Source organism: Streptomyces sp. Y20, assembly GCF_043195475.1.
In the GTDB taxonomy this organism is placed as follows: Bacteria; Actinomycetota; Actinomycetes; order Streptomycetales; family Streptomycetaceae; genus Streptomyces.
Map to the genome: position 1 here is coordinate 1 of NZ_JBIDDP010000005.1, position 26,360 is coordinate 26,360.

Annotated in this window: 24 protein-coding genes and 1 riboswitch; of the genes, 11 read left to right on the forward strand and 13 right to left on the reverse strand. The window is 74.3% G+C overall.

Annotation, left to right across the window (positions count from 1 at the left end; all coding sequences use genetic code 11):
• Positions 1-132: 132 nt before the first annotated feature.
• Genes ACGFT1_RS14205 through ACGFT1_RS14215 form a run of 3 tightly spaced genes read right to left on the reverse strand, consistent with a single transcriptional unit; the run spans position 133 to position 3,376 of the window.
• Complete coding sequence (locus ACGFT1_RS14205; RefSeq protein WP_373909239.1) at positions 133-1,203, reverse strand: prenyltransferase/squalene oxidase repeat-containing protein; 1,071 nt, start codon at positions 1,201-1,203, stop codon at positions 133-135.
• Positions 1,200-1,964, reverse strand: a complete 765-nt coding sequence (locus ACGFT1_RS14210; RefSeq protein ID WP_373909240.1) for a class I SAM-dependent methyltransferase — start codon at positions 1,962-1,964, stop codon at positions 1,200-1,202. Before ACGFT1_RS14210 ends, ACGFT1_RS14205 begins: the two co-directional genes overlap by 4 nt.
• Positions 1,958-3,376, reverse strand: coding sequence for a glycosyltransferase family 4 protein (locus tag ACGFT1_RS14215; protein WP_373909241.1), 1,419 nt, complete (start codon positions 3,374-3,376; stop codon positions 1,958-1,960). Before ACGFT1_RS14215 ends, ACGFT1_RS14210 begins: the two co-directional genes overlap by 7 nt.
• Positions 3,377-3,593: 217 nt before the next feature.
• Here ACGFT1_RS14215 and ACGFT1_RS14220 point away from each other — a divergent pair, with 217 nt between their 5' ends.
• Positions 3,594-4,244 (forward strand): TetR family transcriptional regulator, encoded by a 651-nt coding sequence (locus ACGFT1_RS14220; protein WP_373909242.1) that lies wholly within the window; start codon positions 3,594-3,596, stop codon positions 4,242-4,244.
• A gap of 149 nt (positions 4,245-4,393) precedes the next feature.
• Positions 4,394-4,502, forward strand: a riboswitch (TPP riboswitch).
• 36 nt (positions 4,503-4,538) lie between these two features.
• Here the strand turns inward: ACGFT1_RS14220 and ACGFT1_RS14225 are convergent.
• The 4 genes from ACGFT1_RS14225 to ACGFT1_RS14240 form a co-directional block, all read right to left on the reverse strand.
• The gene (locus tag ACGFT1_RS14225) at positions 4,539-5,402 is read right to left on the reverse strand and encodes a tol-pal system YbgF family protein (RefSeq protein ID WP_373909243.1); all 864 of its coding nucleotides are present in this window, start codon (positions 5,400-5,402) and stop codon (positions 4,539-4,541) included.
• Between the two features lie 211 nt (positions 5,403-5,613).
• A complete protein-coding gene (locus ACGFT1_RS14230) occupies positions 5,614-6,855 on the reverse strand; it encodes an MAB_1171c family putative transporter (protein WP_373909244.1) in 1,242 nt (413 codons plus the stop codon).
• Positions 6,855-7,493, reverse strand: a complete 639-nt coding sequence (locus ACGFT1_RS14235; protein ID WP_373909245.1) for a hypothetical protein — start codon at positions 7,491-7,493, stop codon at positions 6,855-6,857. Before ACGFT1_RS14235 ends, ACGFT1_RS14230 begins: the two co-directional genes overlap by 1 nt.
• On the reverse strand, positions 7,486-8,079 hold the full coding sequence (locus tag ACGFT1_RS14240; RefSeq protein ID WP_373909246.1) for an XRE family transcriptional regulator: 594 nt from the start codon (positions 8,077-8,079) through the stop codon (positions 7,486-7,488). The genes ACGFT1_RS14235 and ACGFT1_RS14240 overlap by 8 nt, the downstream gene beginning before the upstream one ends.
• Before the next feature lie 252 nt (positions 8,080-8,331).
• Here ACGFT1_RS14240 and ACGFT1_RS14245 point away from each other — a divergent pair, with 252 nt between their 5' ends.
• From ACGFT1_RS14245 to ACGFT1_RS14275, 7 genes are all read left to right on the forward strand, one after another.
• The gene (locus tag ACGFT1_RS14245) at positions 8,332-9,378 is read left to right on the forward strand and encodes a hypothetical protein (protein ID WP_373909247.1); all 1,047 of its coding nucleotides are present in this window, start codon (positions 8,332-8,334) and stop codon (positions 9,376-9,378) included.
• Between the two features lie 592 nt (positions 9,379-9,970).
• A complete protein-coding gene (locus ACGFT1_RS14250; protein WP_373909248.1) occupies positions 9,971-11,188 on the forward strand; it encodes a prenyltransferase/squalene oxidase repeat-containing protein in 1,218 nt (405 codons plus the stop codon).
• Positions 11,185-11,865, forward strand: coding sequence for an SCO2322 family protein (locus ACGFT1_RS14255; protein ID WP_373909249.1), 681 nt, complete (start codon positions 11,185-11,187; stop codon positions 11,863-11,865). The genes ACGFT1_RS14250 and ACGFT1_RS14255 overlap by 4 nt, the downstream gene beginning before the upstream one ends.
• Positions 11,852-13,081: a CbiQ family ECF transporter T component gene (locus ACGFT1_RS14260; RefSeq protein WP_373909250.1), complete on the forward strand. Its 1,230-nt coding sequence runs from the start codon at positions 11,852-11,854 to the stop codon at positions 13,079-13,081. Before ACGFT1_RS14255 ends, ACGFT1_RS14260 begins: the two co-directional genes overlap by 14 nt.
• Positions 13,078-14,937, forward strand: a complete 1,860-nt coding sequence (locus tag ACGFT1_RS14265) for an ABC transporter ATP-binding protein (protein WP_373909251.1) — start codon at positions 13,078-13,080, stop codon at positions 14,935-14,937. The genes ACGFT1_RS14260 and ACGFT1_RS14265 overlap by 4 nt, the downstream gene beginning before the upstream one ends.
• Entirely contained in the window at positions 14,934-15,866 is a 933-nt protein-coding gene (locus ACGFT1_RS14270; protein ID WP_373909252.1) for an ECF transporter S component, read from the forward strand. Before ACGFT1_RS14265 ends, ACGFT1_RS14270 begins: the two co-directional genes overlap by 4 nt.
• Positions 15,867-16,124: 258 nt before the next feature.
• A complete protein-coding gene (locus ACGFT1_RS14275; RefSeq protein ID WP_373909253.1) occupies positions 16,125-16,538 on the forward strand; it encodes a transglycosylase SLT domain-containing protein in 414 nt (137 codons plus the stop codon).
• A 7-nt stretch (positions 16,539-16,545) separates the two neighbouring features.
• Here the strand turns inward: ACGFT1_RS14275 and ACGFT1_RS14280 are convergent, their stop codons facing one another.
• Together ACGFT1_RS14280 and ACGFT1_RS14285 are read right to left on the reverse strand one after the other, a co-directional pair.
• Entirely contained in the window at positions 16,546-16,674 is a 129-nt protein-coding gene (locus tag ACGFT1_RS14280) for a hypothetical protein (protein ID WP_373909254.1), read from the reverse strand.
• A 97-nt stretch (positions 16,675-16,771) separates the two neighbouring features.
• Positions 16,772-18,826 (reverse strand): bifunctional glycosyltransferase 87/phosphatase PAP2 family protein, encoded by a 2,055-nt coding sequence (locus ACGFT1_RS14285; protein WP_373909255.1) that lies wholly within the window; start codon positions 18,824-18,826, stop codon positions 16,772-16,774.
• A 405-nt stretch (positions 18,827-19,231) separates the two neighbouring features.
• On the opposite strand from ACGFT1_RS14285, the gene proP reads away from it, so the two are divergent.
• Together proP and ACGFT1_RS14295 are read left to right on the forward strand one after the other, a co-directional pair.
• Positions 19,232-20,614 (forward strand): glycine betaine/L-proline transporter ProP, encoded by a 1,383-nt coding sequence (gene proP / locus ACGFT1_RS14290; protein WP_373909256.1) that lies wholly within the window; start codon positions 19,232-19,234, stop codon positions 20,612-20,614.
• Positions 20,615-20,845: 231 nt separating this feature from the next.
• Positions 20,846-21,517, forward strand: coding sequence for an O-methyltransferase (locus ACGFT1_RS14295; RefSeq protein ID WP_373909257.1), 672 nt, complete (start codon positions 20,846-20,848; stop codon positions 21,515-21,517).
• A gap of 30 nt (positions 21,518-21,547) precedes the next feature.
• On the opposite strand, the gene ACGFT1_RS14300 is transcribed toward ACGFT1_RS14295, so the two are convergent.
• The 3 genes from ACGFT1_RS14300 to ACGFT1_RS14310 all read right to left on the reverse strand — a co-directional run bounded on the left by ACGFT1_RS14300 (position 21,548) and on the right by ACGFT1_RS14310 (position 23,636).
• Positions 21,548-21,940 (reverse strand): hypothetical protein, encoded by a 393-nt coding sequence (locus ACGFT1_RS14300; RefSeq protein ID WP_373909702.1) that lies wholly within the window; start codon positions 21,938-21,940, stop codon positions 21,548-21,550.
• Positions 21,941-22,203: 263 nt separating this feature from the next.
• Positions 22,204-22,962, reverse strand: a complete 759-nt coding sequence (locus tag ACGFT1_RS14305) for a hypothetical protein (protein WP_373909258.1) — start codon at positions 22,960-22,962, stop codon at positions 22,204-22,206.
• A 5-nt stretch (positions 22,963-22,967) separates the two neighbouring features.
• Positions 22,968-23,636: a hypothetical protein gene (locus ACGFT1_RS14310; RefSeq protein ID WP_373909259.1), complete on the reverse strand. Its 669-nt coding sequence runs from the start codon at positions 23,634-23,636 to the stop codon at positions 22,968-22,970.
• Between the two features lie 139 nt (positions 23,637-23,775).
• Here ACGFT1_RS14310 and ACGFT1_RS14315 point away from each other — a divergent pair, with 139 nt between their 5' ends.
• A complete protein-coding gene (locus ACGFT1_RS14315; protein ID WP_373909260.1) occupies positions 23,776-24,300 on the forward strand; it encodes a GNAT family N-acetyltransferase in 525 nt (174 codons plus the stop codon).
• Here the strand turns inward: ACGFT1_RS14315 and ACGFT1_RS14320 are convergent.
• On the reverse strand, positions 24,278-26,323 hold the full coding sequence (locus ACGFT1_RS14320; RefSeq protein WP_373909261.1) for a DHA2 family efflux MFS transporter permease subunit: 2,046 nt from the start codon (positions 26,321-26,323) through the stop codon (positions 24,278-24,280). The genes ACGFT1_RS14315 and ACGFT1_RS14320 overlap by 23 nt on opposite strands.
• Between the last annotated feature and the right edge of the window lie 37 nt (positions 26,324-26,360).

Sequence of the window (26,360 nt, forward strand, 5' to 3'; positions counted from 1 at the left end):
CACGAAGTCGTGCATGCCGGTGTACAGCGTGTACCGGTGGTAGCCGGATGAACGGCCAAGGGCCCCTCCCGGAAGGGGTGGGGCCCCGTCGCGCGCCCCCCCCCCGGGGGGGGGGGCCGCGGCCGGTACGGGTCAGTCGCAGCAGTCGGGAGCCAGGCCGGCCGGCAGGTACTGTCCGCCGAAGACCGCGCAGGTGGCTTCGTGGCCGCCCAGTGCGGCGACGGCCAGCAGCAGGGAGCCCGCCGTCCAGGTGGTCAGCTCGCGCGGCCAGACGGCGTCGTCGTCGAAGACATAGCCCGTCCAGTACAGGCCGCTGTCCGGATCCCGCAGGTGCTGGATCGACTGGAGGATCTCCAGGGCGCGGTCGGACTCCCCCACCGCCCACAGGGCCAGGGCGAGTTCGCTGGACTCGCCGCCGGTCACCCAGGGGTTGGGGACCACGCAGCGCACGCCGAGGCCGGGGACGACGAACCGGTCCCAGGATTCCTCGATGCGCGCCTTGGCCGCCTCGCCCGTCAGCGCGCCGCCGAGGACCGGGTAGTACCAGTCCATCGAGTAGCGGTTCTTGTCCAGGAAGCGCTCGGGGTGCCGGCCTATCGCGTGGCGCAGCGCGCCGACGGCCAGCTCCCAGTCGGGTTGCGGCTCTTCACGTTCCTCGGCGATGGCGAGCGCGCACCGCAGGGCGTGGTGGACGGAGGAGCTGCCGGTGAGCAGGGCGTCCGTCGCCGGCGTGCCGTCGTCCTCGCGGCGCCAGCCGATCTCCCCGCCGGGCTGCTGGAGCCGCAGCACCCACTCCATGGCCGCGTAGACGGTCGGCCACATCCGGTCCAGGAACATGTCGTCGCCCGTGGACAGGTAGTGGTGCCAGACGCCGACGGCTATGTAGGCGACGAAGTTGGACTCGCGGGCCCGGTCGGTGACGTCGTCGTGGGCGCCGTCGGCGTAGGCGGCGTACCAGGAGCCGTCCTCGTTCTGGTGCCGGGCGAGCCAGTCGTAGGCCCGCTCGGCGGCCTCGTGCTCGCCGGCCGCGTCCAGGGCCATGGCGGCCTCGGTGTGGTCCCACGGGTCCAGGTGGTGCCCGCGGAACCACGGGAGCGCACCGTCCTCCCGCTGCACGGCGAGGATGCCGCGGACGGTCGCGGCGGCCTGCTCGGCGGTGAGGACCCCGGGCAGGACGAGGTGTTCTGTCCGGGGGGTGGTCACTTGGCGGCCGCCTCGGAGGTCTCGGTACCGGCGCCGGCCAGGCGCGGCAGGTGCGGCTTGGTGGCGTAGACGACGAAGCTCTTGCCGATGAGCGGGTTCAGGGCCTGCTCGGCGAGGCGGGTGGCGAGCGGCTTCTTCATGATGTCCCAGACCAGCAGCTTGTGGTATGCCCGCACCGGCAGCGCCTTGTCGTTGTCCACGCCGAACGCGCACTTCAGCCACCAGTACGGCGAGTGCAGCGCGTGCGCGTGGTGGCTGCCGTACGGCTTCAGGCCGGACTCGCGGACCTTGGCGACCAGTTCGTCGGCCCGGTAGATGCGGATGTGGCCGCCCTCCACCTCGTGGTAGGCGTCGGACAGCGTCCAGCAGACCTTCTCGGGGCCGTAGCGGGGCACGGTGACCGCGAGGCGGCCGCCCGGGCGGAGCACGCGGACCATCTCGGCGAGCACGCCCTTGTCGTCGGGGATGTGCTCCATCACCTCGGAGATGATGACGACGTCGAAGGAGTCGTCGGGGAAGGGCAGGGCGAGGGCGTCGCCCTCCATGGCGGTGGCCGTGGCGCCCTCGGGGGCCTCCCCGGCCTCCCGCATCGCCGCGAACCACTTGGCGACCTCGCGGATCTCCTCGGCGCTCCGGTCCAGCGCCACGACCCGGGCGCCGCGCCGGTAGCACTCGAAGGCGTGCCGGCCGGCCCCGCAGCCGAGGTCCAGGACACGGTCGCCGGGGGCGATCGGGAACCGGGAGAAGTCGACGGTCAGCACGTGGCCCTGCTTTCGGTGTAGACGCCGGGGGTGGCCGCGGGGCGGCCGGGGTCCTGCGGCCGGGGGCGGGGGCCGCCGGAGCGGGCGATGGCCTCGCGGTAGCGGGCCACGGTGCCCTCGGCGGCCCGGGCCCAGGTGAAGCGTTCGAGCACCCGCTCGCGGCCGGCCGCGCCGAGCCGGGCCCGCAACGCCGGGTCGCCGAGCAGCCGGCCGAGACCGGCGGCGAGGGCGTCCGCGTCACCGGTCGGTACGGCCAGGCAGGTCTCGCCGTCCCGGCCGGCGACCTCGGGGATCGCGCCGCCGGTGGTGGCGACCAGTGGGGTGGCGGTGGCCATGGCCTCGGCGGCGGGCAGCGAGAAACCCTCGTACAGGGAGGGCACGCAGGCGACCTGGGCGGAGCGGATCAGGTCGACCAGTTCGGCGTCGGAGATGCCCTTGACGAACTCGACGGCGCCCTGGAGGCCGTACCGCTCGACCGCCTGGGCGACCGGGCCCTCCTGCGGGCGTTTGCCGACGACGACGAGGTGGGCCGCCGGGTGCTCGGTGCGCAGCTTGGCGAGCGCCTCCACGAGGAACACCAGGCCCTTGAGGGGCACGTCGGCGCTGGAGGTGGTGACGATGCGTCCGGGGACCTCGGGCACGGCGGGGTCCGGCGCGAACAGGTCGGTGTCGGCGCCGATGTGGACCACGTGGACGCGGTCGTCACGGACGCCGAGGTGGTCCACGATCTCCTGCCGGGAGCTGCCGGAGACGGTGAGGACCGAGGGCAGGCGGCGGGCGACCCGCTTCTGCATGCGGGTGAACGCGTACCAGCGGCGCACCGAGTAGCGGCGCTGCCGGGTGCCGGCCGCGTCCAGCTCCAACTGCCGGTCGACGGTGATGGGGTGGTGGATCGTGGTCACCAGGGGGGCACCGATGTCGCCCAGCAGGCCGTAGCCGAGGGTCTGGTTGTCGTGGACGACGTCGAACTCGCCGCGGCGGGCACGCAGATGGCGTCGGGCACGCAGCGAGAAGGTCAGCGGCTCGGGGAAACCGCCGGTCCACATGGTCGCCACTTCCAGGGCGTCGATCCAGTCCCGGTACTCGCCCCGTCCGGGGGTGCGGAAGGGGTCGGGCTGGCGGTAGAGGTCGAGGCTGGGCAGCTCGGTGAGGGCGAGGTTCGGGTAGCCCTCGTCCAGGACGGGGTACGGCTGCGATCCGATGACCTCGACCCGGTGGCCGAGGCGGGCCAGCTCGCGCGAGAGGTGCCGTACGTAGACGCCCTGTCCCCCGCAGAACGGGTTCCCCTTGTAGGTGAGGAGCGCGATGCGGAGCGGCCGCTCCTCCCCGCCCCCGGCCGCGCTCGGGCGGGAGGGACCCCCACCGGCAGCGGGTTCCTGGCCGGCACCCGCTTCCCGGGCCTCAGCGGTCACTCCGTGCCCCCTTCTGCCTGCACTGCCCGCGACACCGCGACGGGAGATAATCTAGAACATGTTTCAGACTTGATCGTTCAGGAGGCTCTGAATCTACCGGCAGGTAGGAGCGCGGTGAGCAGTGGATCAGGTGATTCGCGCCACGGCGCGCGGCGCTGCCATGCTGGCTGATCACGAGCCCCGCAGACGACCTCACCGACTGTCACGGACGGTACCCATGCCCGCCGAAGCCCGTACCCCGCGTCCGTCCGCCGAGCTCCCCGCCCCGCCCGGGCGGGGAGCCGCACCCGCACCCCTGACCGAACGGCAGGAGGCCCGCCGGCGCGGCATCCTGCGCGCCAGCGCCCATCTGGCCGGCCGGGGCGGGTTCGACGGCGTGCAGATGCGTGAGGTCGCCGAAGTCTCCCAGGTGGCCCTCGGCACCCTGTACCGCTACTTCCCCTCCAAGGTGCATCTCCTCGTGGCCACCATGCAGGACCAGCTGGAGCACCTGCACGGCACCCTGCGCGAGAGCCCCCCCACCGGTGACACGGCCGCCGAGCGGGTCACCGAGACCCTGATGCGGGCCTTCCGCGCCCTCCAGCGCGAGCCCGGCCTGGCGGACGCGATGGTCCGCGCCCTCATCTTCGCCGACCGCGGCGTCTCGGCCGAGGTCGAGCAGGTCTCCCGGCAGACGACCGCGATCATCCTGGACGCGACGGGGCTGGCGGCACCCACGCCCGGACAGCTGTCCGCGGTCCGGGTCATCGAGCACACCTGGCACTCGGCGCTCACCACCTGGCTGTCCGGCCGCGCCTCCGTCGCCCAGGTGGAGGCCGACCTCGGGACGGTGTGCCGCCTGATCGACCTGACGGAGCCCGCCGCCTGACCCACCACCCGAACTGTTGGCGAATGGTGCGAAATGACAGGTTCTGGGACCGTTGACGGGTCTATGCTGATAACAGCCTACGAGGCGAGTGAGGGAGTCCAACCGGAGTAGCCGACTACGGCGAGACGCACAGGCATCCGCCGGGGCCGACAGCGACGGTGGGGCTGAGAGGCCGAACGGCAGCAGCCGGGCCGGACGGCGACCCCCAGAACCTGATCCGGACCATACCGGCGAAGGGAACCCGTCTCGTAGGTCCTTCCGTGCGCCCGGTGCAGTGACTGTGCCGGGTGCCGCTCAGCCGGCCGGTTCCAGCCCCTTCCAGCTCCGGGCGGGCGCCTGCCGGCCGGCCCACTCCTCCAGCAGGCGGCGGGCCTCCTCGGGCGGCGCGGCCAGGGAGACCCGCTGGGTGCCGGCGTGGGTGTTCCGCTTCCGCTCGAGCGTGCCCGTGCTGCAGCAGGAGCACAGCAGGTCGAAGCTGCTCGCGGGATCGGCGCCGTAGTCCTGCCGGCCGAACAGTTCGACCAGCGCCTCGACGTCGGCGGCCTCGGCCGCGTGCACCGTCACCGTGAGCGTCGGCAGGCCGGAGGGCTCGAAGAGCAGCAGTTCGTCGAAGACCGGGTACTCGCGGCCGTCGACCACCCGGCGGCCCGTCGGCTCGCCGTCGTGCACGACGACCTCGCCGTAGCGGCGGCCACCGGTCACCGGTACGTTCATCACCCGGCCCCGGGTCGGGCACAGCCGGTCGATCCACACGACCTCGCGCTCGCCGCCCGCGTCCAGACGTACGCAGGCCGGTCCGAGACGGGCCTCGATCGCGCCCTCACCCTCCGGGAGCGTGATGCCGAACCCCTCCCAGGCCTGGCGCGCGGTGACCCAGTCGCGCTGGATGGTGGCCGCGATGCCCAGGTTCCAGAACGCCGGGTCGCCCTCACCGCGCGGGGCGCGGGCGGCGGCCTCCCGGCCCAGCTCGTACGCCTTCGCCCAGTTGCGCAGGAACTTGTGGCAGAGGGCGGCGTCGTACCACCACACCCCGCTCGGCTCCTCGTCGGGGAAGTGGGCGAGCACCCGCTCCAGCAGACCGGCGGCGGTCAGCCACTCCTCGGCGTCCCACGCCTGGTACGCCCGCTCGATCAGCTGCTCGGCCTCGGACTTGCGCACGCTGTCTTCCCCACCCCGGTCGGTACCCGTCGAAACGCAGGAGCCTACCCCGCTCCTCCGGCCCTCCGCCCCCGGGGTGACACCGCCCCCGGGCAACCCCGCAGCGCCCGGAGAACCTCCGGCCACCCCGGCGGTTCCGGCGCCCTGGCCGGTCGGGCCCGCGGGGCTCGCCGGGCGGTGGTGGGGCGGTACGGCCGGTGCGCCGGGTGGGTCAGGCGCGGGTGGTCAGGCCCTCTGTGGCGGCCGTCCGGCGGCGGAATACCTCGACCTCGGTGGCGTGGAAGCGCAGCGCGTGGGCGACGGACTCCAGTTCACCGCGACCGCAGGCGGGGGCGGTGGGCCCTGACGTGCCGGAACCGCAGGCGGGGGCGGTCGGTCCGGTCGGCGGCGGGCGGTCCCCCTCCCGTGGTGCGTGCAGCAGCTCTGCGGCGACGAGGATGTCCACCGCCGCCGCGATGCCCCGCGCCACGCACTCCGGGTGGCCTGCCGCCATCGCCGCCCGCAGGGTCCGTACGCGCCGGGCTCCGCTGAGGTGCGGGGCCAGCTTCAGGAGGCCGTCGTTGATGGCGGCCCGACGCAGTTCGAGGCGCAGGGCGGCACCGCTGACCCGGCCGGTCGCCGGGGCCGCCGGCGCGCTGACGGTCAGCATGATCTGCCACAGCGGCTTCAGACGCCGGTACGTGCGCACGAGCCGGCGGCGCTCCGCCACCAGCGGCCCGGCCTGCCCGGCGATGAAGGCGACGGCCACCAGGCCGGCCTCGGCGATGGCGAAGGGCGGGGCGACGTACGTGGACAGCCAGTCCCAGTCCCGGCCGCTCCACCGGGCGCCGATCGCCGCGAGTTTCGCCAGGTCGAAGAGGAGCCCGAGGGCGTAGGCCTCCTGGAGGAAGATCACCGCCCGGCGCAGCCAGGTCTCCTCCACCTCCTGGAACCAGGCCCACAGCATCCCGGCCGCGACCAGCGCCGACACCAGGTGGGCGACGAGGTAGAGCAGCACGAACTCGCGCATCCAGGGTGTGCCGGCGTAGTAGGTGTCGAGGTCCCGCACCCGCTCCACATGGTGGTCGCCGAGCAGGAACGTCGTCCACAGGCCGACGATGATCACGGCGTACGTCACCCAGACCAGCCGGGTGCGCCGGCGGCGGACGGCGGACGGCGGCTCGCGCCAGGTGATGATGAGCCACAGGCAGGCGCCGCAGTAGACGGTCAGCAGCGAGTAGACCCACAGACCGGCGAAGTTGGGGATGCCGGTGAGTTCGTTGATGCCGTGCAGGCCGGCCGGCGGCAGCGAGGCGAAGACGACCGCGCCGATCCCCAGCAGCAGGGCGGTGGCCCGCAGGATCGGGTCCTGCCAGGCGCGCCGCAGCAGCGGCACTTTGATCACGAAGGCCACGCCGAGCAGGACGGCCGGGACGGCGTAGGCGGCGAGACAGCCGGCGAGGTCCCAGCGCATCAGGGGCCGCCGATGTTGCCCAGTGAGGAGGACAGCCGGCCGGTCAGGGTGTCCTGGGTCGTCGGGCCCGCCGCGCCCGGTCCGACGACCTTGGAGAACTTGGCCGCGAGGCGCAGCCCGCACTCCTCGGCCTCCCACTCGGCCTCGGCCGCCGGCGCGGCGGGCGAGCGGGTGGCCGTGGCGACCACCTGCTCCCAGGGGATGTCGTCCTCGGCCCGGGAGAGCAGCCGGCGTGCGGCGGCGGGCAGCCCGGCCGGGTAGTGCACGTCCAGCGTGCCGTAGCGGACGTGGCCGATCTCGTGCCCGGCGATGACGAACTGGTGCAGTTCGGGCGCGCGTTCCTCGACCAGGACGAGGTACTCCTCGTCCCGGGCGAGGGTGACCCCGGAGACGTCCAGGGTGGCCGGGAAGGCGACGAACCTCAGCCGCACCGGGCGGTCGAGGCGGGGGCTGAGCGTGGCGCACAGCGCGTGCAGGAACGCCTTCGGTTCCGTGGGCGGGGTGAGGGCGCGGACGGTGTCGCGCACGAGCTGGTCCAGGAAACGCTTGGGGGACTTCGCGTACGGCGGGGAGTCCGCCGGCCGCGGGCGGGCCGCGGGCGCCGGGGACTTCCGGGAGCGGGCGGGTCGCTCAGGCACGCCCGGTGTCCTTCGCCCGCTCCGAGGAGATGATCATCTCGGCCAGGTCGGCCAGGGTGGCGAGCTGCCGGGCGTTCATCTGCGGCGCGCGTGCGGCCAGCCGGACCAGTCCGCTCTCGCGCAGCCGCAGCAGCGGGTCGGCCTCGGCCTCCAGGCTCTGGAGCACCGGTTGCAGCGCCTCGTGCAGCGCCTCCGGTCCGTCCGCGGTGAAGAAGCCCGCGGGCAGGCCGAAGAACCGGCGTAACCGGTCGGCGTGTTCGAGGCTCGGCATGCCGCTCTTGCGCCATTCGCTCAACCACTGCCGGCTGGTCCCGGCGATCCGGGCCAGCTCGTCCAGCGAGTACCGCTTGCCGTCGGGCCTGCGTCGGGTCTCCCGTATGAAGTCGAGTCGCTGGCGCACTCGTTGGGCCAGACACGGCTCGGACACCCGGCCGCCGCTGAGGAGTTCGACGACGGTGGCTGCGGGAATGCCGGTGCGGTACGAGAGGCCGGCCACGTCGAGGACCTCCGGCAGGCGGCCCGGTCGGCCGGTCAACTCACCGAGCCGGTCGAGGAATTCGGCCAGCGAGGCGTAGGCGTCACTCACCGAGGTCCCCCCTGGGCGTGTCGTCCGTTCGGCGGCTGAGCTGACGCGAGGCTACCGGCTAGCCCGTGCACCTACCAGACGTGACAACACTCCCTGCGGAAGTACGCAGCTATCGTTGACAGTTGAGGGTGCGGTGGGTGAGGATCACTGCACAGAGAGCAAGATCTGACCCGCCCCGGGTGCCGCCGATGGGGGAGCGGCACCCGGGGTGTTTCTCGTCCGCCTTCGCCGTCGAGGAAGGACCAGGCACCCATGGCGCAGCCCGTCCTCCTCCTGGGGGCCGGACACGGGGACGCGTGCGGCGAGTTCGTGCTGGCGCGGATCGCCGCGGTCCACCCGGTGATCCTGGTCGACCCGGACCCGCCGGCCTGGGCGCGCCCGTATCTGGCCGGCCACCTCGCGGCCGACCCGGCCCGCGAGGCGCAGACGGCCGACGCGGTGCTGCGGTACGCGGCCCGGCACCCGGTCGGCGGCCTGCTCACCTGGTCCGCGGAGCATCTGGTGACGGCCGCGCGCGTCGCCGCCCGGCTGGGGCTGCCCGGCCTGCCCTACGAGACGGCCGCGGCCTGCGCCGACCCCGCCGCGCTGCGGGCGCTGCTGCTGCGGCACCGGGTCGCGCCGGCCGGACCCGAGGACACAGAGGGGCCGCTCGTGTCCGCGGAGACCGTCGTCCTCGACGACGAGATCCGCATCGTCGCGCTCACCCGTACGACGACGGGCCCGGCGCCCGCCCGCCGCGCGCTGCGGCACTGCGTCCACGCCCACGACGGGCTCCTGCACAACCGGTTCCTGCGCCAGTGCGTCGAGCGGACCGTCCGCGCGCTCGGGCTCACGCACACGGTCGCGCACCTCACCCTGCGGCTGACCGACCGCGGCCCCCGCATCACGGGCGTCGCCCCGCACCTGCCCGGCGACCTGGTCCCGCTGCTCGTGGAACAGGCCACCGGCGTCGGCCTCGCCCGGGCCGCCGCTGCGCTGGCCACCGGCCGGCTCCCCGAACTGACCCCGACCCGGCAGCAGGCCGCCGCCGTCCAGTTCGCCTACCCGGCCACCACCGGCCGCCTGACCGACCTCCGCCTGGGCCCGGACGCCGCGCACGAGCCGTCCGCCGAACGCATGGTCCTCACCCGGCGGGCCGGTGACCTGGTGACGGCCGCCGCCCACGCGGACGTCACCGACCGGCTCGCGCACTGGGTCGCCACGGGCGAGGACCCCGCGCAGTGCGAGGAGGCACTGCGCCGCATGGCCCGCCACCTGAGCGCGACGGTGACCCCGACGGCGAACACGTACGCGGCGTAGCCGGGCGAGCCCCGGGCTGCCGTAGGTTCACGGACCGTCAGGTGCGCCCACCGGGCCCGGCGCATGCCGTCTCTGCCGTCTGCCGGGTCCGCCGTCTGCCGGGCCTGCTGTCCGTCGGGTCTGCCGTCCGTCGGGCCCGGCGGGGTGTCCGTCCGCACCGCGCTCGCGCGGACGCCGCCCGCCCTCTGCAACAGCCCGCGCCGCCGTCCCGGCCCCGGCCCCCGTCTCGGCGCGGCCGTCGCGGCCGTCCCGCCCGTGACCCCGGTCACCGGGACCGTGTGCCCACGGCCACCCCTCGGCCCGCGGGGGGCGGCCGGTACAGTGGCGGGGTCGTCATCACACCCGTACGGGGGGAAGCCGGTGCAATTCCGGCGTAGGCCCTTCCCACGCCCCCGACTTGGCCCGGGCAGGGGACACCCCTGTCCGTGAACCGTCGTCCGACGGTGCGCCGGACCGCCCCGGACGGGACGTTGACCGGCTCCCGTGCGCCGGCGGCCCGCCGCGCACGGCACCGTCGAGTTCTACGGAGCCGAGCCGCCCGGGGGTTCTCCCGCGCGCTGCCGGCTCCCCGCAGGAGAGGCAGTCGCCGACCATGAACGTCCGCCGCAGTGCCGCGGCCCTCGCCGCCGTAGGCGTGCTGGCCGCCGCCGCGCCCGCCACGGCCGCCGGCCCGTCCCCGTCCGCGCCGTCCCCCGAGGTGACGGTTCCGTCCGGGCTGTACGGCAAGGGCGACCCGACGTGGGACGGCGTGTGGCGGCAGTCCCTCACGCTCATCGCCCAGCGCACCGTCGGCTACCGCCCCGCCGCCACGGCCGTGGACTGGCTCACCGGACAGCAGTGCCCGAACGGCGGGTTCGCCGCGTTCCGCGCCACGCCCGGCACGGCCTGCGACGGCAAGGTCAAGCTCGACACCAACAGCACCGCCGCCGCCGTCCAGGCCCTCTCGGCGGTCGGCGGACGCGGCGCCGCGGCCGGCAAGGCCGTCGACTGGCTGAAGTCCGTGCAGAACAAGGACGGCGGCTGGGGCTACTACCCGGGTGACCCCAGCGACACCAATTCCACCTCCGTCGTCATCGGCGCGCTGACCGCCGCCGGCACGGACCCGGCGGACGTACGCAAGTCCGGCCGCTCCCCCTACGACCCGCTGCCCGCCTGGTCCGTCCCCTGCGACCAGGACGGCGGGGGCGCCCTCGCCTTCCAGACGGACAAGAAGGGCAAGCTGCTCGCCAACGCGGACGCGACGGCGGCCGGCCTGCTGGGCGCCCTCGGCAAGGGCTTCGTGGTCCGGGCCGGCAAGGCCCCGGCGAAGGACGCCTGCACCGGGGCCGGCCACCTCGGCCGGGCGCAGGTGGCCGACAACGCCGGCGCCTACCTCGCGGCGGCCGTCGCGAAGACCGGCCATCTGCGGTCCACGCTGCCCGGCGCCAAGGACCGGCCCGACTTCGGCAACACCGCGGACGCCGTCGTCGCGCTCGCCGCGGACGGCCGGACCGGCGCCGCCCGCACGGCGTACGCCTGGCTGGAGAAGAACGCCGGCCAGTGGGCGACGCAGAGCGGCCCGGCCGCGTACGCGCAGCTCATCCTCGCCGCGCACGCCGTCGGGGAACAGCCGGGCGACTTCGGCGGCACCAGCCTGGTCCGCTCCCTCAACGCGCTCGGGCCGGCCCCGCACATGGACTCCGCCGCGGACCCGTCGGCGTCCGACGAGAAGGACTCGAAGACCGGCGTCTGGTGGATCGTCGGCGTCGGTCTCGTCGCCGGCATCGGCATCGGGTTCCTGCTGAGCAGCCGGAAGAAGCGGCAGCCGTGACCTTCGTCCGCCGTACCGTGGCCGTCCGCCGTACCGTGCCGGTGCTCGTCGCCGCGGCGCTCCTGTTCGGCTCCGCCGGGCAGGCCGGTGCCACCGGTTACCGCTACTGGTCGTTCTGGGAGCGCACCGGGGGCCACTGGGCGTACGCCACGCAGGGCCCGGCGTCCGTCCGGCCCGGCGACGGCAGCGTGCAGGGCTTCCGGTTCGCGGTGAGCGCGGACTCCGCGGACGCGAGCCGGCCGCGCGGTACGGCGGACTTCGCCGCGGTGTGCGCGGGGACGCCCGCGAAGTCCGGTACGAAGCGGGTGGGACTGGTGCTGGACTTCGGTACGGCGTCGGACGCGCCGTCCGGTGAGACTCCGCCGCCGCCGCGTACGGCCTGCGCGCGGGTGTCGCCGGACGCGACGGCGGCGGATGCGCTGGCCGCCGTGGCGAAGCCCCTGCGCTACGACGCCAACGCCCTGTTGTGCGCGATCGGCGGGTATCCGCGCAAGGGGTGCGGGGAGCAGACCTCCGCCGGGGGCGGGTCGTCGTCCGACGGGGGGAGCTCGTCCGACGGCGGGAATTCGTCCGACGGCGGGCCCTCGCTGGGGCTGCCGGCCGGTGTGGCGGTGGTCGCCGTGCTGGCGGGGGCGGCGGTGTGGCGGACCAAGCGGCGGCGCGATGACTCCGGGTGAGACCGGAGGGTGCGGGGCGTCTCGTGGGTGCGGGTGCGTCGTGGCCGGTCGCGCGGTTCCCCGCGCCCCTGAGGAGTCGGGGTCGGCCTCGGCCTCCGGTGGGGGCGGCGTGGTGGGGCGTGTTCCCGGGGAGGTGCGGTCGGCGTCGGGGCCCAGTAGGGGTGTTCTGCATCCCGGGGCCTGGTGGGGGTGGGCTCTCGGGCTGGGGGCCGCTGCCGGCCGTACCACCAATCCGCTGCTCCTCGCCCTTCTCATAGCCGCCTCCGGCTACGTCGTGGCGACGCACCGCTCGTCCGCGCCCTGGTCCCGCTCGTACGCCGCCTTCGCGCGGCTCGGGCTCGCCGTCGTCCTCGTCCGGCTCCTCTTCGCGGTGGCGCTCGGCTCCCCCGTCCCCGGCACGCACACGCTTCTCACCCTTCCCGAGGTCCCGCTGCCGCACTGGGCGCAGGGCATCCGGCTGGGGGGCCGGGTCACCGCGGAGGCGGTGGTCTTCGCCGCGTACGACGGACTGAAGCTCGCCACCCTGCTGGTCTGCGTCGGCGCGGCGAACGCGCTGGCATCCCCGGCCCGGCTCCTGAAGTCCCTGCCCGGCGCGCTGTACGAGACGGGCGTGGCGGTGGTCGTCGCGCTCACCTTCGCGCCGCACCTCGTGGCCGACGTCCAGCGGCTGCGGGCCGCCCGTCGCCTGCGCGGCCGTCCGGACCGGGGTGTGCGTGGTTTGTTCCAGGTGGGACTGCCGGTCCTGGAGGGTGCGCTGGAGCGTTCGGTGGCGCTGGCCGCCGCGATGGAGGCGCGCGGTTACGGCCGTACCGCCGAGGTTCCCGCCCGGGTCCGCCGTACGACGGCCGCGCTCACCCTCGGTGGTCTGCTGGGCGTGTGCGCGGGAACGTACGGGCTGCTGACGGCCGAAGGGGGCACGTACGGTGTCCCGGTGCTGTGCGCCGGGGCCGCCGCCGCGCTCGCGGGCCTGCGGCTGGGCGGCCGGCGCTCCCCGCGGACCCGGTACCGCCCGGACCCGTGGGATGCGCGCGCCTGGCTGGTCGCGGGCTCCGGCGCCGTAGTGGCCGCGCTGCTCACGCTCGCCTCCGTCCGTGATCCGGGGCCGCTGCACCCGGGGGTCGTGCCCCTGGTCGCCCCCGGGCTTCCGGTCTGGCCCGCCGCGGCCGTCCTGTTCGCCCTGCTGCCCGCCTTCGTCGTCCCCAGGGAGCCGTCGTGATCCGCTTCGAGGATGTCAGCGTGACGTACGACGGTGCGGCCCGCCCCACCGTCGCCGGCGTCGACTTCGAGGTGCCCGAGGGTGAACTGGTGCTGCTCGCCGGTCCGTCCGGGGTCGGCAAGTCGACGGTGCTGGGCGCGGTGAGCGGGCTGGTGCCGCACTTCACCGGCGGCACCCTGCGCGGGCGTGTCACGGTGGCCGGCCGGGACACCCGTACGCACCGGCCGCGTCATCTGGCCGACGTGGTCGGCACGGTGGGCCAGGATCCGCTCGCGCACTTCGTGACGGACACCGTGGAGGACGAACTCGCCTACGGTATGGAGTCGTTGGGGCTCGCCCCGGCCGTGATGCGGCGCCGGGTGGAGGAAACCCTCGACCTGCTGGGCCTGGCCGGGCTGCGGGGCAGGCCCATCGCCGCACTGTCCGGCGGGCAGCGCCAGCGGGTCGCGATCGGCTCGGTCCTCACCCCGCATCCGCGGGTGCTGGTCCTGGACGAGCCTACGTCGGCGCTGGATCCGGCCGCCGCGGAGGAGGTGCTGGCCGTGGTGCAGCGGCTGGTGCACGACCTGGGGACGACGGTGCTGATGGCCGAGCACCGGCTGGAGCGGGTGATCCAGTACGCCGACCGGGCCGTCCTGCTGCCGGCGCCCGGTGCGGCTCCGGTCGTCGGTCCCCCGGCCGAGGTGATGGCCGTGTCCCCGGTGTTCCCGCCGGTGGTGGGCCTGGGGCGGCTGGCCGGCTGGTCCCCGCTCCCCCTGACCGTCCGGGACGCACGCCGCCGCGCGGCCGGCCTGCGCGCCCGCCTGACCGCCGCGACGGGGCCGGCGACCGAGACCACCACCGCCGCCGCCGGTGCCGAGACCGGGTCCACCGGTGCCGGGACCAGGTCCACCGCCGCCGCCGGTGCCGGGACCACCGGCACCAGCACCAGCACCGGCACCAGCACCACCGGCATCAGCACGGCCGGTGCCGGGACCACCGGTGCCGGGTCCACCGCGGCCGCCACCGGCGTCCCCGCCCGGTCCCGGCACCCCGCACCCGCCGGACCCGCCCGCCGTCCCTTCTTCCGCCGCCGCCCCTCCCCCGGGCCGGTGCCGCCGGCCGCGCCTGTCGCCGAGGTCCGTGCGCTCTCCGTGCGCCGGGACGGTGTCCACGCGCTGCGGCGGGTGGACCTGACCGTGACCCCGGGTGAGACGGTCGCCCTCATGGGCCGCAACGGTGCCGGGAAGTCCACCCTGCTCGGCTCGCTCGTCGGGCTCGTGGCGCCCGGTACGGGCACGGTCACCGTCGGCGGCGCCGTCCCGCACCGCACCTCGCCCCGGGACCTCGTCCGCAAGGCCGGTCTCGTCCCGCAGGAGCCGCGCGACCTGCTGTACGCGGACACGGTGGCCGCCGAGTGCGCGGCGGCCGACCGGGACGCGGGCGCGGCACCCGGCACCTGCCGGGCGCTGGTGTCGGGGCTGCTGCCGGACATCGCGGACGGCACGCACCCCCGGGACCTGTCCGAGGGCCAGTGCCTGGCGCTGGCCCTGGCCGTCGTGCTGACCGCCCGGCCTTCCCTGATCCTGCTGGACGAGCCGACGCGCGGCCTGGACTACGCGGCGAAGGGCCGTCTGGTGGCCGTCCTGCGCACTCTGGCGGCCGAGGGGCACGCGATCGTACTGGCCACGCACGACGTGGAGCTGGCCGCCGAGCTGGCCCACCGGGTGGTGCTGCTCGCCGAGGGCGAGGTGATCGCCGACGGTCCGACGGCCGAGATCGTGGTGTCGTCGCCGTCGTTCGCCCCGCAGGTGACGAAGATCCTGGCCCCGCAGCGGTGGCTGACGGTGTCCGAGGTGCGGGAGGCCCTGGCATGAGCCGTGCCCCGCGGGTCCGTGCCGTCCGCCTGGGCCCCCGCTCCGTCGCCGCGCTCGCGCTGACCGGCGCGGTGGGTGTGGTGGCCTTCGGCTGGCCCTTCCTGGCCCCGCCCGGCTCGGGGCTGAGCGCGCACGCCCAGGACGCGCCGTGGTTGTTCGCCGGCCTGCTGCTGCTCCTGGTGGCGGTCGTGGCGGCGACGATCTCCGAGTCGGACCTCGGGCCGAAGGCCGTGGCCATGCTGGGAGTGCTGGCCGCGACGGGTGCGGCGCTGCGCCCGATCGGCGCGGGCACGGCGGGGCTGGAGCCGATGTTCTTCCTGATGGTGCTGAGCGGGCGCGTGCTCGGCCCGGGCTTCGGGTTCGCGCTGGGCTCGGTGACGATGTTCGCGTCCGCCCTGCTCACGGGCGGGGTGGGGCCGTGGCTGCCGTTCCAGATGCTGGCGATGGGCTGGTTCACGATGGGCGCCGGCCTGCTCCCGGGGGCGGTCCGCCTGCGCGGGCGCGCCGAACTGGCGGTGCTGGCCCCCTACGGCTTCCTGGCGGCCTTCGCGTACGGCACGGTCATGAACCTGGCCGGCTGGCCGTTCATGGGTGCGGCGGTCTCGGGCATCTCCTTCGACGCGGACGCGCCGGTCGCCGCCAACCTGGCCCGCTTCGTCGCGTACTGCCTGGCCACCTCGCTCGGCTGGGACCTGGGCCGGGCGGTGTGCACGGTGGTGCTGACGCTCGCCCTCGGCCCGGCGGTGCTGCGTGCCCTGCGCCGGGCCACGCGGCGGGCGGCGTTCGAGACGGCGGTCACATTCGACGCCCCCGGCGCGAGACCGCCGTCACAACCGGCGGTCCCGGTGGGTGAGGCACCGCGTCCGCACGGTGAGCGGGACGGTGAAGCACCCCACATGACGCAGGTCACCTACGACCCTGGGCCGTAGTCCCATTTGTCCGATACATCCTTCCATGCACCCCTCCTGACCTGCGCTTTGAGACCCACGCCACAGAGCAGGCCACACGGGCGGATCCGGCCACAACTAGTAAAAGGGGTCATTGCGGACTCGTTTCCCGCCTGTTTCTCTTGAGGACGTCGCCAGGCGCCACGAGCCCACCCGGGCCGCGGCGCCGCTGCATGCGGCCACAGCGCGTGGTCCTTCCCATGCGGGTGATCCACCGTCCCCCACCGAAGAGGTTTCTCCGTGTCCGTCTCCTTCATCCGTCGCGTCGCTTCCCCGAAGAAGGCCCTCACCACCGTCGCCCTGGCCGCCGCCACCGCCGGCATGGCGCTGACCGCGGCGCCCGCCCAGGCCGCTCCCTCCTCGGGCTCCTCCGCCCAGGCGATCGCGCACAAGATGATCCCGGACGCCGCGCAGTTCAACGCCTTCAGCAGGATCGTCGAGCACGAGAGCGGCTGGAACCCCAGCGCCACCAACAGCTCCTCCGGCGCCTACGGCCTGGTCCAGGCCCTGCCGGCCTCGAAGATGTCCTCCGCCGGCGCCGACTGGAAGACCAACCCCGCCACCCAGATCAAGTGGGGTCTGGACTACATGAACTCCCGCTACGGCAGCCCCGCCCAGGCCTGGAACTTCTGGCAGGCCAACGGCTGGTACTGAGCCACCCCTACGCGGTCGCACCGCTGAACCAGCGGGCGACCCCGGCCAGGGCCGCCCGCTCCGACCCGAAGTGGTCGACAGGCCCCACCTCCAGCACCCGCACCCTCGCCCCCGGACGGCGAGGGTGCGCGCGCATGTCCGGGCGTTGCCGATGGGCACGTCCGTGTCGCGGTTGCCCGCGTACAGCCGCACCGGCACGTCGGGTTCCCAGCCGCAGGCGTGCCCGCGCAGACTCAGCTACGGCGCCCAGGTGTGCGGACAGCACCCGGGTGTGACGCCGGGGACTCGTGCACAGCCCGGTCCGCGGCCACGGCAGATGCGCGTGCGCCCAGGAGGAGGCGGTCCAGTCCGAACCCCGCGCCGACCACCACCGCGCCGCCGACCGCGTCCAGGACCCAGTGGTTGCCGGTGGCAACGATGGCCGAGATGGTGAAGAGGGGGTGGAGCAGGCCCAGAACCTTCATCCACCGCTTCGGCGCGATGACCGCGATGACGATCCCGCACCACAGGGACCAGCCGAAGTGGAGGGACGGCATCGCGGCGTACTGGTTGGTGAGGGCGGTCAGAGTGCCGTAGTCCGGCTGGGAGAAGTCCTGGACGCCGTGGACGGTGTCGATGATGCCCAGGGCCGGCATCAGGCGGGGCGGAGCGAGGGGAAAGAGCCAGAAGCCGATGAGGGCCAAGAAGGTGGCGAAGCCGAGGGAGGCGCGGGCCCAGCGGTAGTCGACCGGGCGGCGCCAGTACAGGACGCCGAGGACGGTGAGCGGGACGATGAAGTGGAAGGACTCGTAGTAGGAGTCGAAGAAGCCCCGCAGCCAGCCGACCCTCACGACGGCGTGGTTGACGGCGTGCTCGATGTCGATGTGCAGGAAGCGCTCGGCGGCGAGGACCAGGCGGCCGTGGTGCTCGGCGGTGGCACGGCCCCCGGCGTTGGTGCCGCCCGTCGCGGCCAGCCGTACCTGCTGGTAGGACGCGTACGTGACCCGGATGAGGAGCAGCTCCAGGAGGAGGTTGGGGCGGGTGAGGACCCGGCGGAGGGCCGGCAGCGGTGCGACGCGGCGGAAACGGGCCGGGGGCCGCGGGGCGTACTCGGTCGGGACCGGGACCTGGTAGTGCGGCGAGGTGCGGGACAGGAAAGGGACGGCCGTGGCGGCGGCCAGGGCCGCGAGCAGCACGAGGTCGTCCCGCAGCGGGTACAGCACCGGCATGTCCGGCAGCATCATCTGCGCCGGGAGCGTGGTCACGAGGATCACCGCGACCGGCCAGACGTACCGGTCGGAGGCCCGCCTGCCCACCCGGCCGACCACCGCGAGCAGCACCCACAGCAGTTGGTGCTGCCAGCTGGTGGGGGACACGGCCACCGCGGCGCAGCCGGTGACCGCCACGGCGAGCAGGAGCTGGCCGTCGTGGGCGTAGCGGACGGCGCGGCGCAGGGCGAGACCGGCGACGGCCGCACCGAGCAGCAGGAAGAGGGCGATCTCCAGGGGGCCGGTGAGGCCGAGGCGGAGCAGGGCGCCGTGCAGGGACTGGTTGGCGAGGCCGTCGGCCTTGCCGCCGAGTCCCACGCCGGCCATGTGGTGCACCCAGTAGGTCGCGGAGTCGTGCGGCAGCGCCGCCCAGGCCAGCGCGGTGCACGCGGCGAAGGTGCCGGCCGTGCTGCGGGCGGCCCGGCGGCGGCCGGTGAACCACAGCAGCGGGGCGAAGAGCAGCACGGTCGGCTGGAGGGCGGCGGCCAGGCCCAGGCACAGGCCGCTCGCGCGCTGCCCGCGGACGGTGAAGCAGCCGAGCAGGACGAGCAGCACCGGGATGATGCTGGTCTGGCCGAGCCAGAGCGCGCTGCGGACCGGCAGCGACAGCATGAGGAGGCTGATGGCGACCGGGGCGGCCAGCAGCGAGGTGCGCCGGCTGACCGGCTGGGGCAGCGCGCGGGCGGCCACCACGCCGAGGGTGACGACCAGCAGCAGGGTGCCGAAGGTCCAGCCCCAGCCGAGGGCGGCTTCCGCCGACCGGGTGAGGGGCTTGAGGACCAGGCCGCCGAAGGGGGTGCCGGTGAACCTCGTGGAGTCGTAGATCGAGCCCTTCACGTGCAGGACGCCCTCGGGGCCGACCCAGGTCTCCAGATCGGTGAGCCGTTCGCCGCTGGGGGTGGTCAGGACGACCGTCATCTGCCGTACGGCGAGGATCGCGGCGATCACCCACAGGGCGAGCTGGGCGGCGCGCAGCCGCGTTCCGGCCGCCGCTTCCGCGAAGGCATCCGTCGATCGCCCGCTGTGCCGCACGTTCGCCACGCCTCGCCGGCCTCCCGCCCCGTCGTCCCGGGCGCGTCCTGCGCGCCGGGCCCCCTCCATGCCTCCCAGGAGGCTTTCAGACCCCGTGCAGGGGGACGCGGGAAACCTCCCCTTCACCTGACGTCGATCGTCTTTTGTCCAAAAGACGGCAGTCCGGACGGCCGTCCCGGTGACCCTCGGTTGCATGCCGGGGGCGCGACAAGGATCACACCGGTCAGGCGGAATGGCGGCTGATCAGGGGGCAGGAGTACCTGCGTATCCGGCCTTTAACTGCATGCTGCACCGATCCGCGCACGGTACGTAAGGGGCGGATATGCCTCTATGGTCGTTTTTCGGCCCGTCGTACGTCAGCGACGCCGTCCGGGTCCGTCCCCCGTCCCCGTCGAAAGGCAGGCGAGCTCCGTCTTGGCGACCGTCACAGCCGTCAACCCGCCCCTGAAGGCACGACGGGCCACCACGGCCCGCGACACCGGTGATGTCACCGTCACCGACCCCGCACTCGTCAAGCGCGCCGTGAAGGCGGCGGCGCTCGGCAACGCGATGGAATGGTTCGACTTCGGTGTCTACAGCTACATCGCGGTCACTCTGGGCAAGGTGTTCTTCCCGTCCGGCAACCCGACCGCGCAGCTGCTGTCGACCTTCGGCGCCTTCGCGGCGGCCTTCCTGGTCCGGCCGCTCGGCGGCATGGTCTTCGGCCCGCTGGGCGACCGCGTCGGCCGGCAGAAGGTCCTCGCCGTCACCATGATCATGATGGCCGCGGGCACGTTCGCGATCGGCCTGATCCCGTCGTACGCCACGATCGGCGTCGGCGCGCCGCTCCTGCTGCTGGCCGCGCGGCTCGTGCAGGGCTTCTCCACCGGCGGCGAGTACGCGGGTGCCACCACGTTCATCGCCGAGTACGCCCCGGACAAGAAGCGCGGCTTCCTCGGCAGCTGGCTGGAGTTCGGCACGCTCGCCGGCTACATCGGCGGCGCGGGCCTGGTCACCCTGATGACCGCGCTGCTCTCGTCCGACGACCTCACCTCCTGGGGCTGGCGGATCCCGTTCCTGATCGCGGGCCCCATGGGCATCATCGGCCTGTACCTGCGGATGCGCCTGGAGGAGACCCCGGCGTTCGCCGCCGAGGTCGAGAAGGCGGAGGCCGCCCGGCCGAAGGTGCCGCTGCGCGAGATGGTCGCGGGCCAGTGGAAGGCGCTGCTGCTGTGCATGGGCCTGGTCCTGGTCTTCAACGTCACCGACTACATGCTGCTGTCGTACATGCCGAGCTACCTCACCAGTGAGCTGAAGTACGACGAGACGCACGGCCTGCTGGTCGTGCTCGGCGTGATGGCCCTGATGATGATCGTCCAGCCGTTCGCGGGCGCCCTGACCGACCGCGTCGGCCGCCGGCCGGTGATCGCGGCGGGCTGTGCGGGCTTCCTGCTCCTGTCCGTCCCCGCGCTGCTGCTGATCCGCCAGGGCAGCCTGGTCGCCGTCGCGCTCGGCATGGGCGCGCTGGGTCTGCTGCTGGTCTGCTTCACGGCCGCCATGCCGGCCGCGCTGCCCGCGCTGTTCCCGACCCGGGTGCGCTACGGCTCCCTGTCGATCGGGTTCAACGTGTCCGTGTCCCTGTTCGGCGGGACGACCCCGCTCGTCGTGACCGCGCTGATCGGGCTGACCGGGAACATGATGATGCCGGCGTACTACATGATGGCCGCGGCCGTCGTGGGCGGGTTCGCGGTGTGGCGGATGTCCGAGTCCGCGGGCCGGCCGCTGCCGGGGTCCGCGCCGGCGGTGGAGGAGCGGTAACCGTCCGCACATGCGGGGGTTGCGGTCGCTCGCCGGGTGCGGCCGCGTCGTGGCTCGTCGCGCGGTTCCCCGCGCCCCTTCGGGGGTGCGGGGTTCCCGCATCCCTCCGAGGCGCGCGGAGCCCCGTGCCCCTTCGGGGGTGCGGGGTTCTGTGCTTGGATCATCCGGTGGGCAGGGGCAGGCAGTCCGGGGAAGACTCGGGAACGACACTCGGGAAAGGCACCAGGCGCTATGAGCGGGTCGCAGCTGTGGGACGACGTCGACGACTACTTCATCCGCCGGCTCTCACCGGACGACGAGGCACTGCGGGCGGCCCTGCGGGAGAGTGAGGCCGCGGGGCTGCCGCAGATCGGCGTGACGGCCGCGCAGGGCAAGCTCCTGCACCTGCTGGCCCGGCTCCAGAACGCCCGCAACATCCTGGAGATCGGCACGCTCGGCGGCTACAGCACGATCTGGCTGGCCCGCGCCCTGCCCGAGGACGGCAGGCTGGTGTCGCTGGAGTACAGCGCCAAGCACGCCGAGGTGGCGAGCCGGAACATCGCCCGCGCGGGCCTGGAGCGGATCGCGCAGGTGCGGGTGGGTCCGGCGCTGGAGTCGCTGCCCAAGCTCGCCGACGAGAACCCGGCCCCCTTCGACCTGGTGTTCATCGACGCCGACAAGGCCAACAACGGGCACTACGTGGAGTGGGCGCTGCGGCTCACCCGCGCGGGCAGCCTGATCGTCGTGGACAACGTGGTGCGCGGCGGCCGGGTGGCCGACGCGGACAGCACCGAGCCGGACGTGGTGGGCACCCGCGCGGCGATCGAGCTGATCGCCACGCACCCGAGACTGAGCGGTACGGCGATCCAGACCGTCGGCAGCAAGGGCTACGACGGTTTCGCGCTGGCCCACGTGCTGGGCTGACCGCCGGGACGCGATGCGCCGGCACCCGCCTCACGGCTCGTGGTAGAAGCCCACGTTCACACTGCGCGGTGCGGTGCGGTCCTGGATGACGACCTCGCCGGACCCGCCGTACGGCAGCACCACGGTCGCGCCGTAGCCGACGGGCTGGGCGTACTCCCCGACGGTGACCCGGACCTCGGACGCCGGGTCGGGCTGTGAGCCGCGCAGCCACGTCACCTGCCAGGCACCCTCGGGGCCGCACAGGAACTCCAGGTGCACCCGGGAGACGAACAGCCAGTCCTCGGGGGTGCCCAGCCGGCACACGGTCCCGTCGCGGCCGACCCGCAGCACGGCACCGGGCTCGCTGGGCGCTTCGGCCATCGCCATGCCGGCCGTGGCGCCCGCGTCCTCCCCGGAGACGGTGGCCATGGTGAGTTCGAGCAGGAGCGTTCCCCCTGCAACGTCCTGACGCGGTGGGCGGATCGCCGTACCGCCGCCGCATGATAAAACGCCCGGCGGGGTCCCGTCCGGCACAATGGGTTCATGACCGAGCGAAAGCCACCCCTCGCCGCGGCGAACGCAGTCGGGTCCGGGGGATGCCGGCCGTTGCCCGGTCCGCCGCCGCCGGACCGGGCGCCGTACGGCGTCGAGCGGGCGGCATGCGAATGGCGGCAGCGCAGGGCTGCCGCCAGGGGGAAGGACCGGAGTCAGCCGTGCAGCAGGCGTCCGGCCAGTTCCCGGTAGTCGCGCAGGGCGAGCCGCAGCTGCTCGGTGTCGCTGCCGGCCCCGGGGCCGCGGTCCTCGCCGCCCTCCCAGGAGGTGCGCAGGGTGCGGCGGCGCTTCGTCACCGCCTCGGTGAACCGTGCGGCGATCTCCTCCAGCGCCCGGTCGGCCTCCTCGACGGCCGCCTTCGGCTCGTCCACGAACCCGGCGGCCACCTCCCGCAACCGCTGTTCCCACCGGTCCGCCTCGTCGTGCGGGAGCAGGGGCGCGTCCACGCCGGTGCCGGACGCGGCCGGCGCGCCGGATGTCCCGTCCGTGCCGGTGCCGGCGGTGCCGGGGCCGGTGCCGGGTGTTTCCGTGCCCAGGTCCTCCGTACCGGGACGCAGGCCCTCGGTGCCGTGCCCCGGCACGGATGCCCCGGACGTGGCGAGTCCTGCCGTGTCCGGTCCCGGTGCCGGCTGTGCCGTGCTCCGCGGGGTGCTGCCGTCGGCCGTCAGCCCCTCCCGGCCGGAGCCGGCCGAGCCCGGAAGCCGGCCGCCCGCGTGCTCGTCCGGGGCGGGTTCGCCGGGGAGCCGCTCCTGCGGCAGGGCCTCTCTCGGTGTGCGGTGGCCCGGTGCCGCGTCCCCGGGGGCCCACTCGTCGTGGTGCGCCTGCTCGCCGGCCGGCACCCCCGCGTCCGCCGGGGTGCGGGTGAAACGCCGGTCGTCGTCCGTACCGCTCGTACCGCTCGTCCTGTCCGGCATGCTGTTCAGCTCTCCTCGGGTCGGCTCCGGTGGAGCACCGGGGTGTGGGACCGGGCGTGGGACTGCGTGCCGGTCGTCCCGGGGTGGTCCGTGCCGGCGGAGGCGCGGTGCCGGCCCGGTTCCGTGCTCGTCAGGTCGTCGAAGAGGGCTCGGGCACGCAGCAGCGCCGACCGCAGTTCCTCGGTCCCGGCGTCGGACTCGGCCGTGCCGGTGCCGGTCTGCGCGGCCCGGTGCACCCGGCGGTAGCCGTCGACGTTCTCCGCGTGGTGCACGGACAGCGCTTCGAGCTGCTGCTCGTACCGCTCACCGGAGGGGTAGCCGCGCACCGCGGCGAGTTCGGCGAGCAGCCGGTCGGCGTCGGCCACCGCCTCGCGCGGGGAGTCGACGAAACGCTCCTGGACGGCCGTCCAGCGCTCCGCCCAGTGCTGCCGCTCGGCGGGGTCCAGCGGCAGTTCCCGCAGCGCGCCGTGGCGTTCGAGGCGCCCGGTCAGCTCCCGTTCGGCCGCCTTGCGGTCCCCGTCGTGCAGGGCCACGGTCCGCTCGTACTCGGGGCCGAAGCGCCGCTTGAGGTCGGGCCCGCCGTGCCGTGCGCGGCCGCGCGCGATCAGGGCCAGCGCCCCGACGACCACGACCGCCACGATCACGGCCAACGCGATGATCAGGCCTGTGGACATGGTTGCCTTCCGATCGGACCGGCCCCGCTGGCCGGTTCATCCTTCGTGTGACCCGGAACCCGGGCCACAAACGGCCTCCGCGCGCCGTCGCGCATATCCGGTTGCCGAGGGTGAGGGACCCCTGCCGACAATGGCCGGCATGACATGGACGATCGCTCCGGAACCGTACGACTCCCCGGCCGCCGCCGCCCTGTGGCGGGCGTACTACACGGAGGTCAGCGACCGCTGGTACCTGTTGCACGAGGGGCACCGCACCGACCCGGACGAGCTGGAGCGGGAGATCGCGGCCCACCCGGGCGCCGAACTCGCCGCGCCCACGGGCCGGCTGCTCGTCGGGAGGTACGCGGGCACACCGGCCGGGTCGGCGGGCGTACGGCTGCTGGACGCGGACACGGCCGAACTGACCCGGGTCTTCGTGCGGGAGGGGGCGCGCGGCCGGGGTGGGGCCGCGCTGCTCGTCGCCGCCGCCGAGGAGGCGGCCCGCGCCCTCGGCGCCCGGCGGATCGTCCTCGACACCCGCGGCGACCTGGTCGAGGCCCGCGCCCTGTACGCCCGGCTCGGCTACACCGAGACCGGCCCGCACAACGACGAGCCGTACGCCGAGCACTGGTTCCGCAAGGAGCTGGTCCCGGCCGAGCCCCTCAGCGGGCCCCGGCCTTCGTGACCGTACCGTTGTGCGGGCGTTCCCGTTCGGCGCCGCACAGTTCGCCGGTCAGCTCCCGGACCAGCTGCGCGAGGTCGGTGGAACGGCCCGGCTGCCACCAGTCGCCGAGCAACTCGCCCAGGGTCTCCTCGCGGGCCCCGGTGAGCCGTTCGGCGGCCTCGCGGCCCGTGCCGGTCAGCACCAGCTCCAGGCCCCGGCGCTCGGCGAGCCGGCGCTCCTCCACCTGGCGGGCGGCGGCCATGACCGCCGCGAGCGGGACGGGGCTGCGCTCGGCGAGCACGGCCGGCTCCACGGAGCCGTACCGGCGCACGCGCAGCAGCAGCCAGCTGGCGGCGGGCAGCAGGTCGTACCCGGCCCGTTCGGTGATGTCCCGGTAGATCTCCCGACGGCCCTCGCGGGTGCCGAGCACGGACAGGGCCCGGCACACCTCGTCGTAGGAGGAACGCTCGACCGGGTTGGGCGGGATGGTCTCGGAGATGTCCGGTGCGGTGACCGAACCGCGCAGCCGGTCCTCCTTCAGGAACCAGGCCAGCACGAAACCGAGGGCGGCGACGGGCGCGGCGTACAGGAAGACGTCGGTGATGGCGGACGCGTACGCGTGCAGGGCCGCCGGGCGCAGCGCGGACGGCAGGGCGGCGATGCCGCGTGGGTCGGCCTTGAGCGCGTCGGGGGTCGCGCCGGGCGGCAGGCGCAGTCCCCGGAAGGCGTCGGCGAGCTTGTCGCCGAGGCGGCCGGCGAAGATCGTGCCGAAGATGGCCACGCCGAAGGCGGCGCCGATGGAGCGGAAGAAGGTGACGCCGGAGGTGGCGACGCCCAGATCCTCGTAGGAGACGGCGTTCTGCACGATGAGCACGAGGACCTGCATGACCAGGCCCAGACCGAGGCCGAAGACGAACAGGCTGGCGCTCATCTGGGCGGTCGCGCTGCGTTCGTCGAGCCGGTGCAGCAGGAGCAGGCCGATGGTGGTGACGGCGGTGCCGGTGACCGGGAACACCTTCCAGCGGCCGGTGCGGCTGACGATCTGCCCGGAGACCGTGGACGACAGCAGCAGGCCGATCACCATCGGCAGCATGTGCACGCCGGACAGGGTCGGCGAGACGCCGCGCACGACCTGGAGGAACGTCGGCAGGTAGGTCATCGCGCCGAACATGGCGAAACCGACGATGAAGCTGATCACGGCGGACAGGGTGAAGGTGCGGACGCGGAACAGGCCGAGCGGCAGGACCGGTTCGGCGGCCCGGCGCTCCACGGCGACGAACGCCGCGGCCAGCAGGACGCCCAGCACCGCCAGCCCGATGATCCGCGCCGAGCCCCAGGCCCAGGTGGTGCCGCCGAGCGAGGCGACCAGGACCAGGCAGGTGGCGACGGCCGCGATCAGGAACGTACCCAGGTAGTCGATGACGTGGCGGGCGGCCCGGTGCGGGACGCGCAGGGCGACGGCGATCACGGCGAGCGCGACGACGCCGACGGGCAGGTTGACGTAGAATACCCAGCGCCAGCTCAGGTGCTCGGTGAACAGGCCGCCGAGCAGCGGTCCGAGCACACTGGTCGCGCCGAAGACGGAACCGAACAGGCCCTGGTAGCGACCGCGCTCCCGCGGGGGCACGATGTCGCCGACGATCGCCATGGACAGCACCAGCAGTCCGCCGCCGCCCAGTCCCTGGAGCGCCCGGAAGGCGATCAGCTGGGGCATGTCCTGCGCGGCCCCGCACAGCGCCGAGCCGATCAGGAAGATCACGATGGCCGTCTGGAAGAGCCGCTTGCGCCCGTACTGGTCGCCGAGCTTGCCCCACAGCGGGGTCGCGGCCGTCGACGCCAGCAGATAGGCGGTGACGACCCAGGACAGGTGCTCCAGGCCGCCGAGTTCACTGACGATCGTCGGCAGCGCGGTCGACACGATGGTCTGGTCGAGCGCGGCCAGCAGCAGGCCGAGCAGCAGGGCGCCGATCGGCACCAGCACGCTGCCCGGTACGTGTTCGCCGCCGTGCACGTCCTTGGCCGTGCCGTGCGTGTCCAGGGCCATGGAGACCTCCCGGGGCTCGGATGCGCCTCTCCCATCG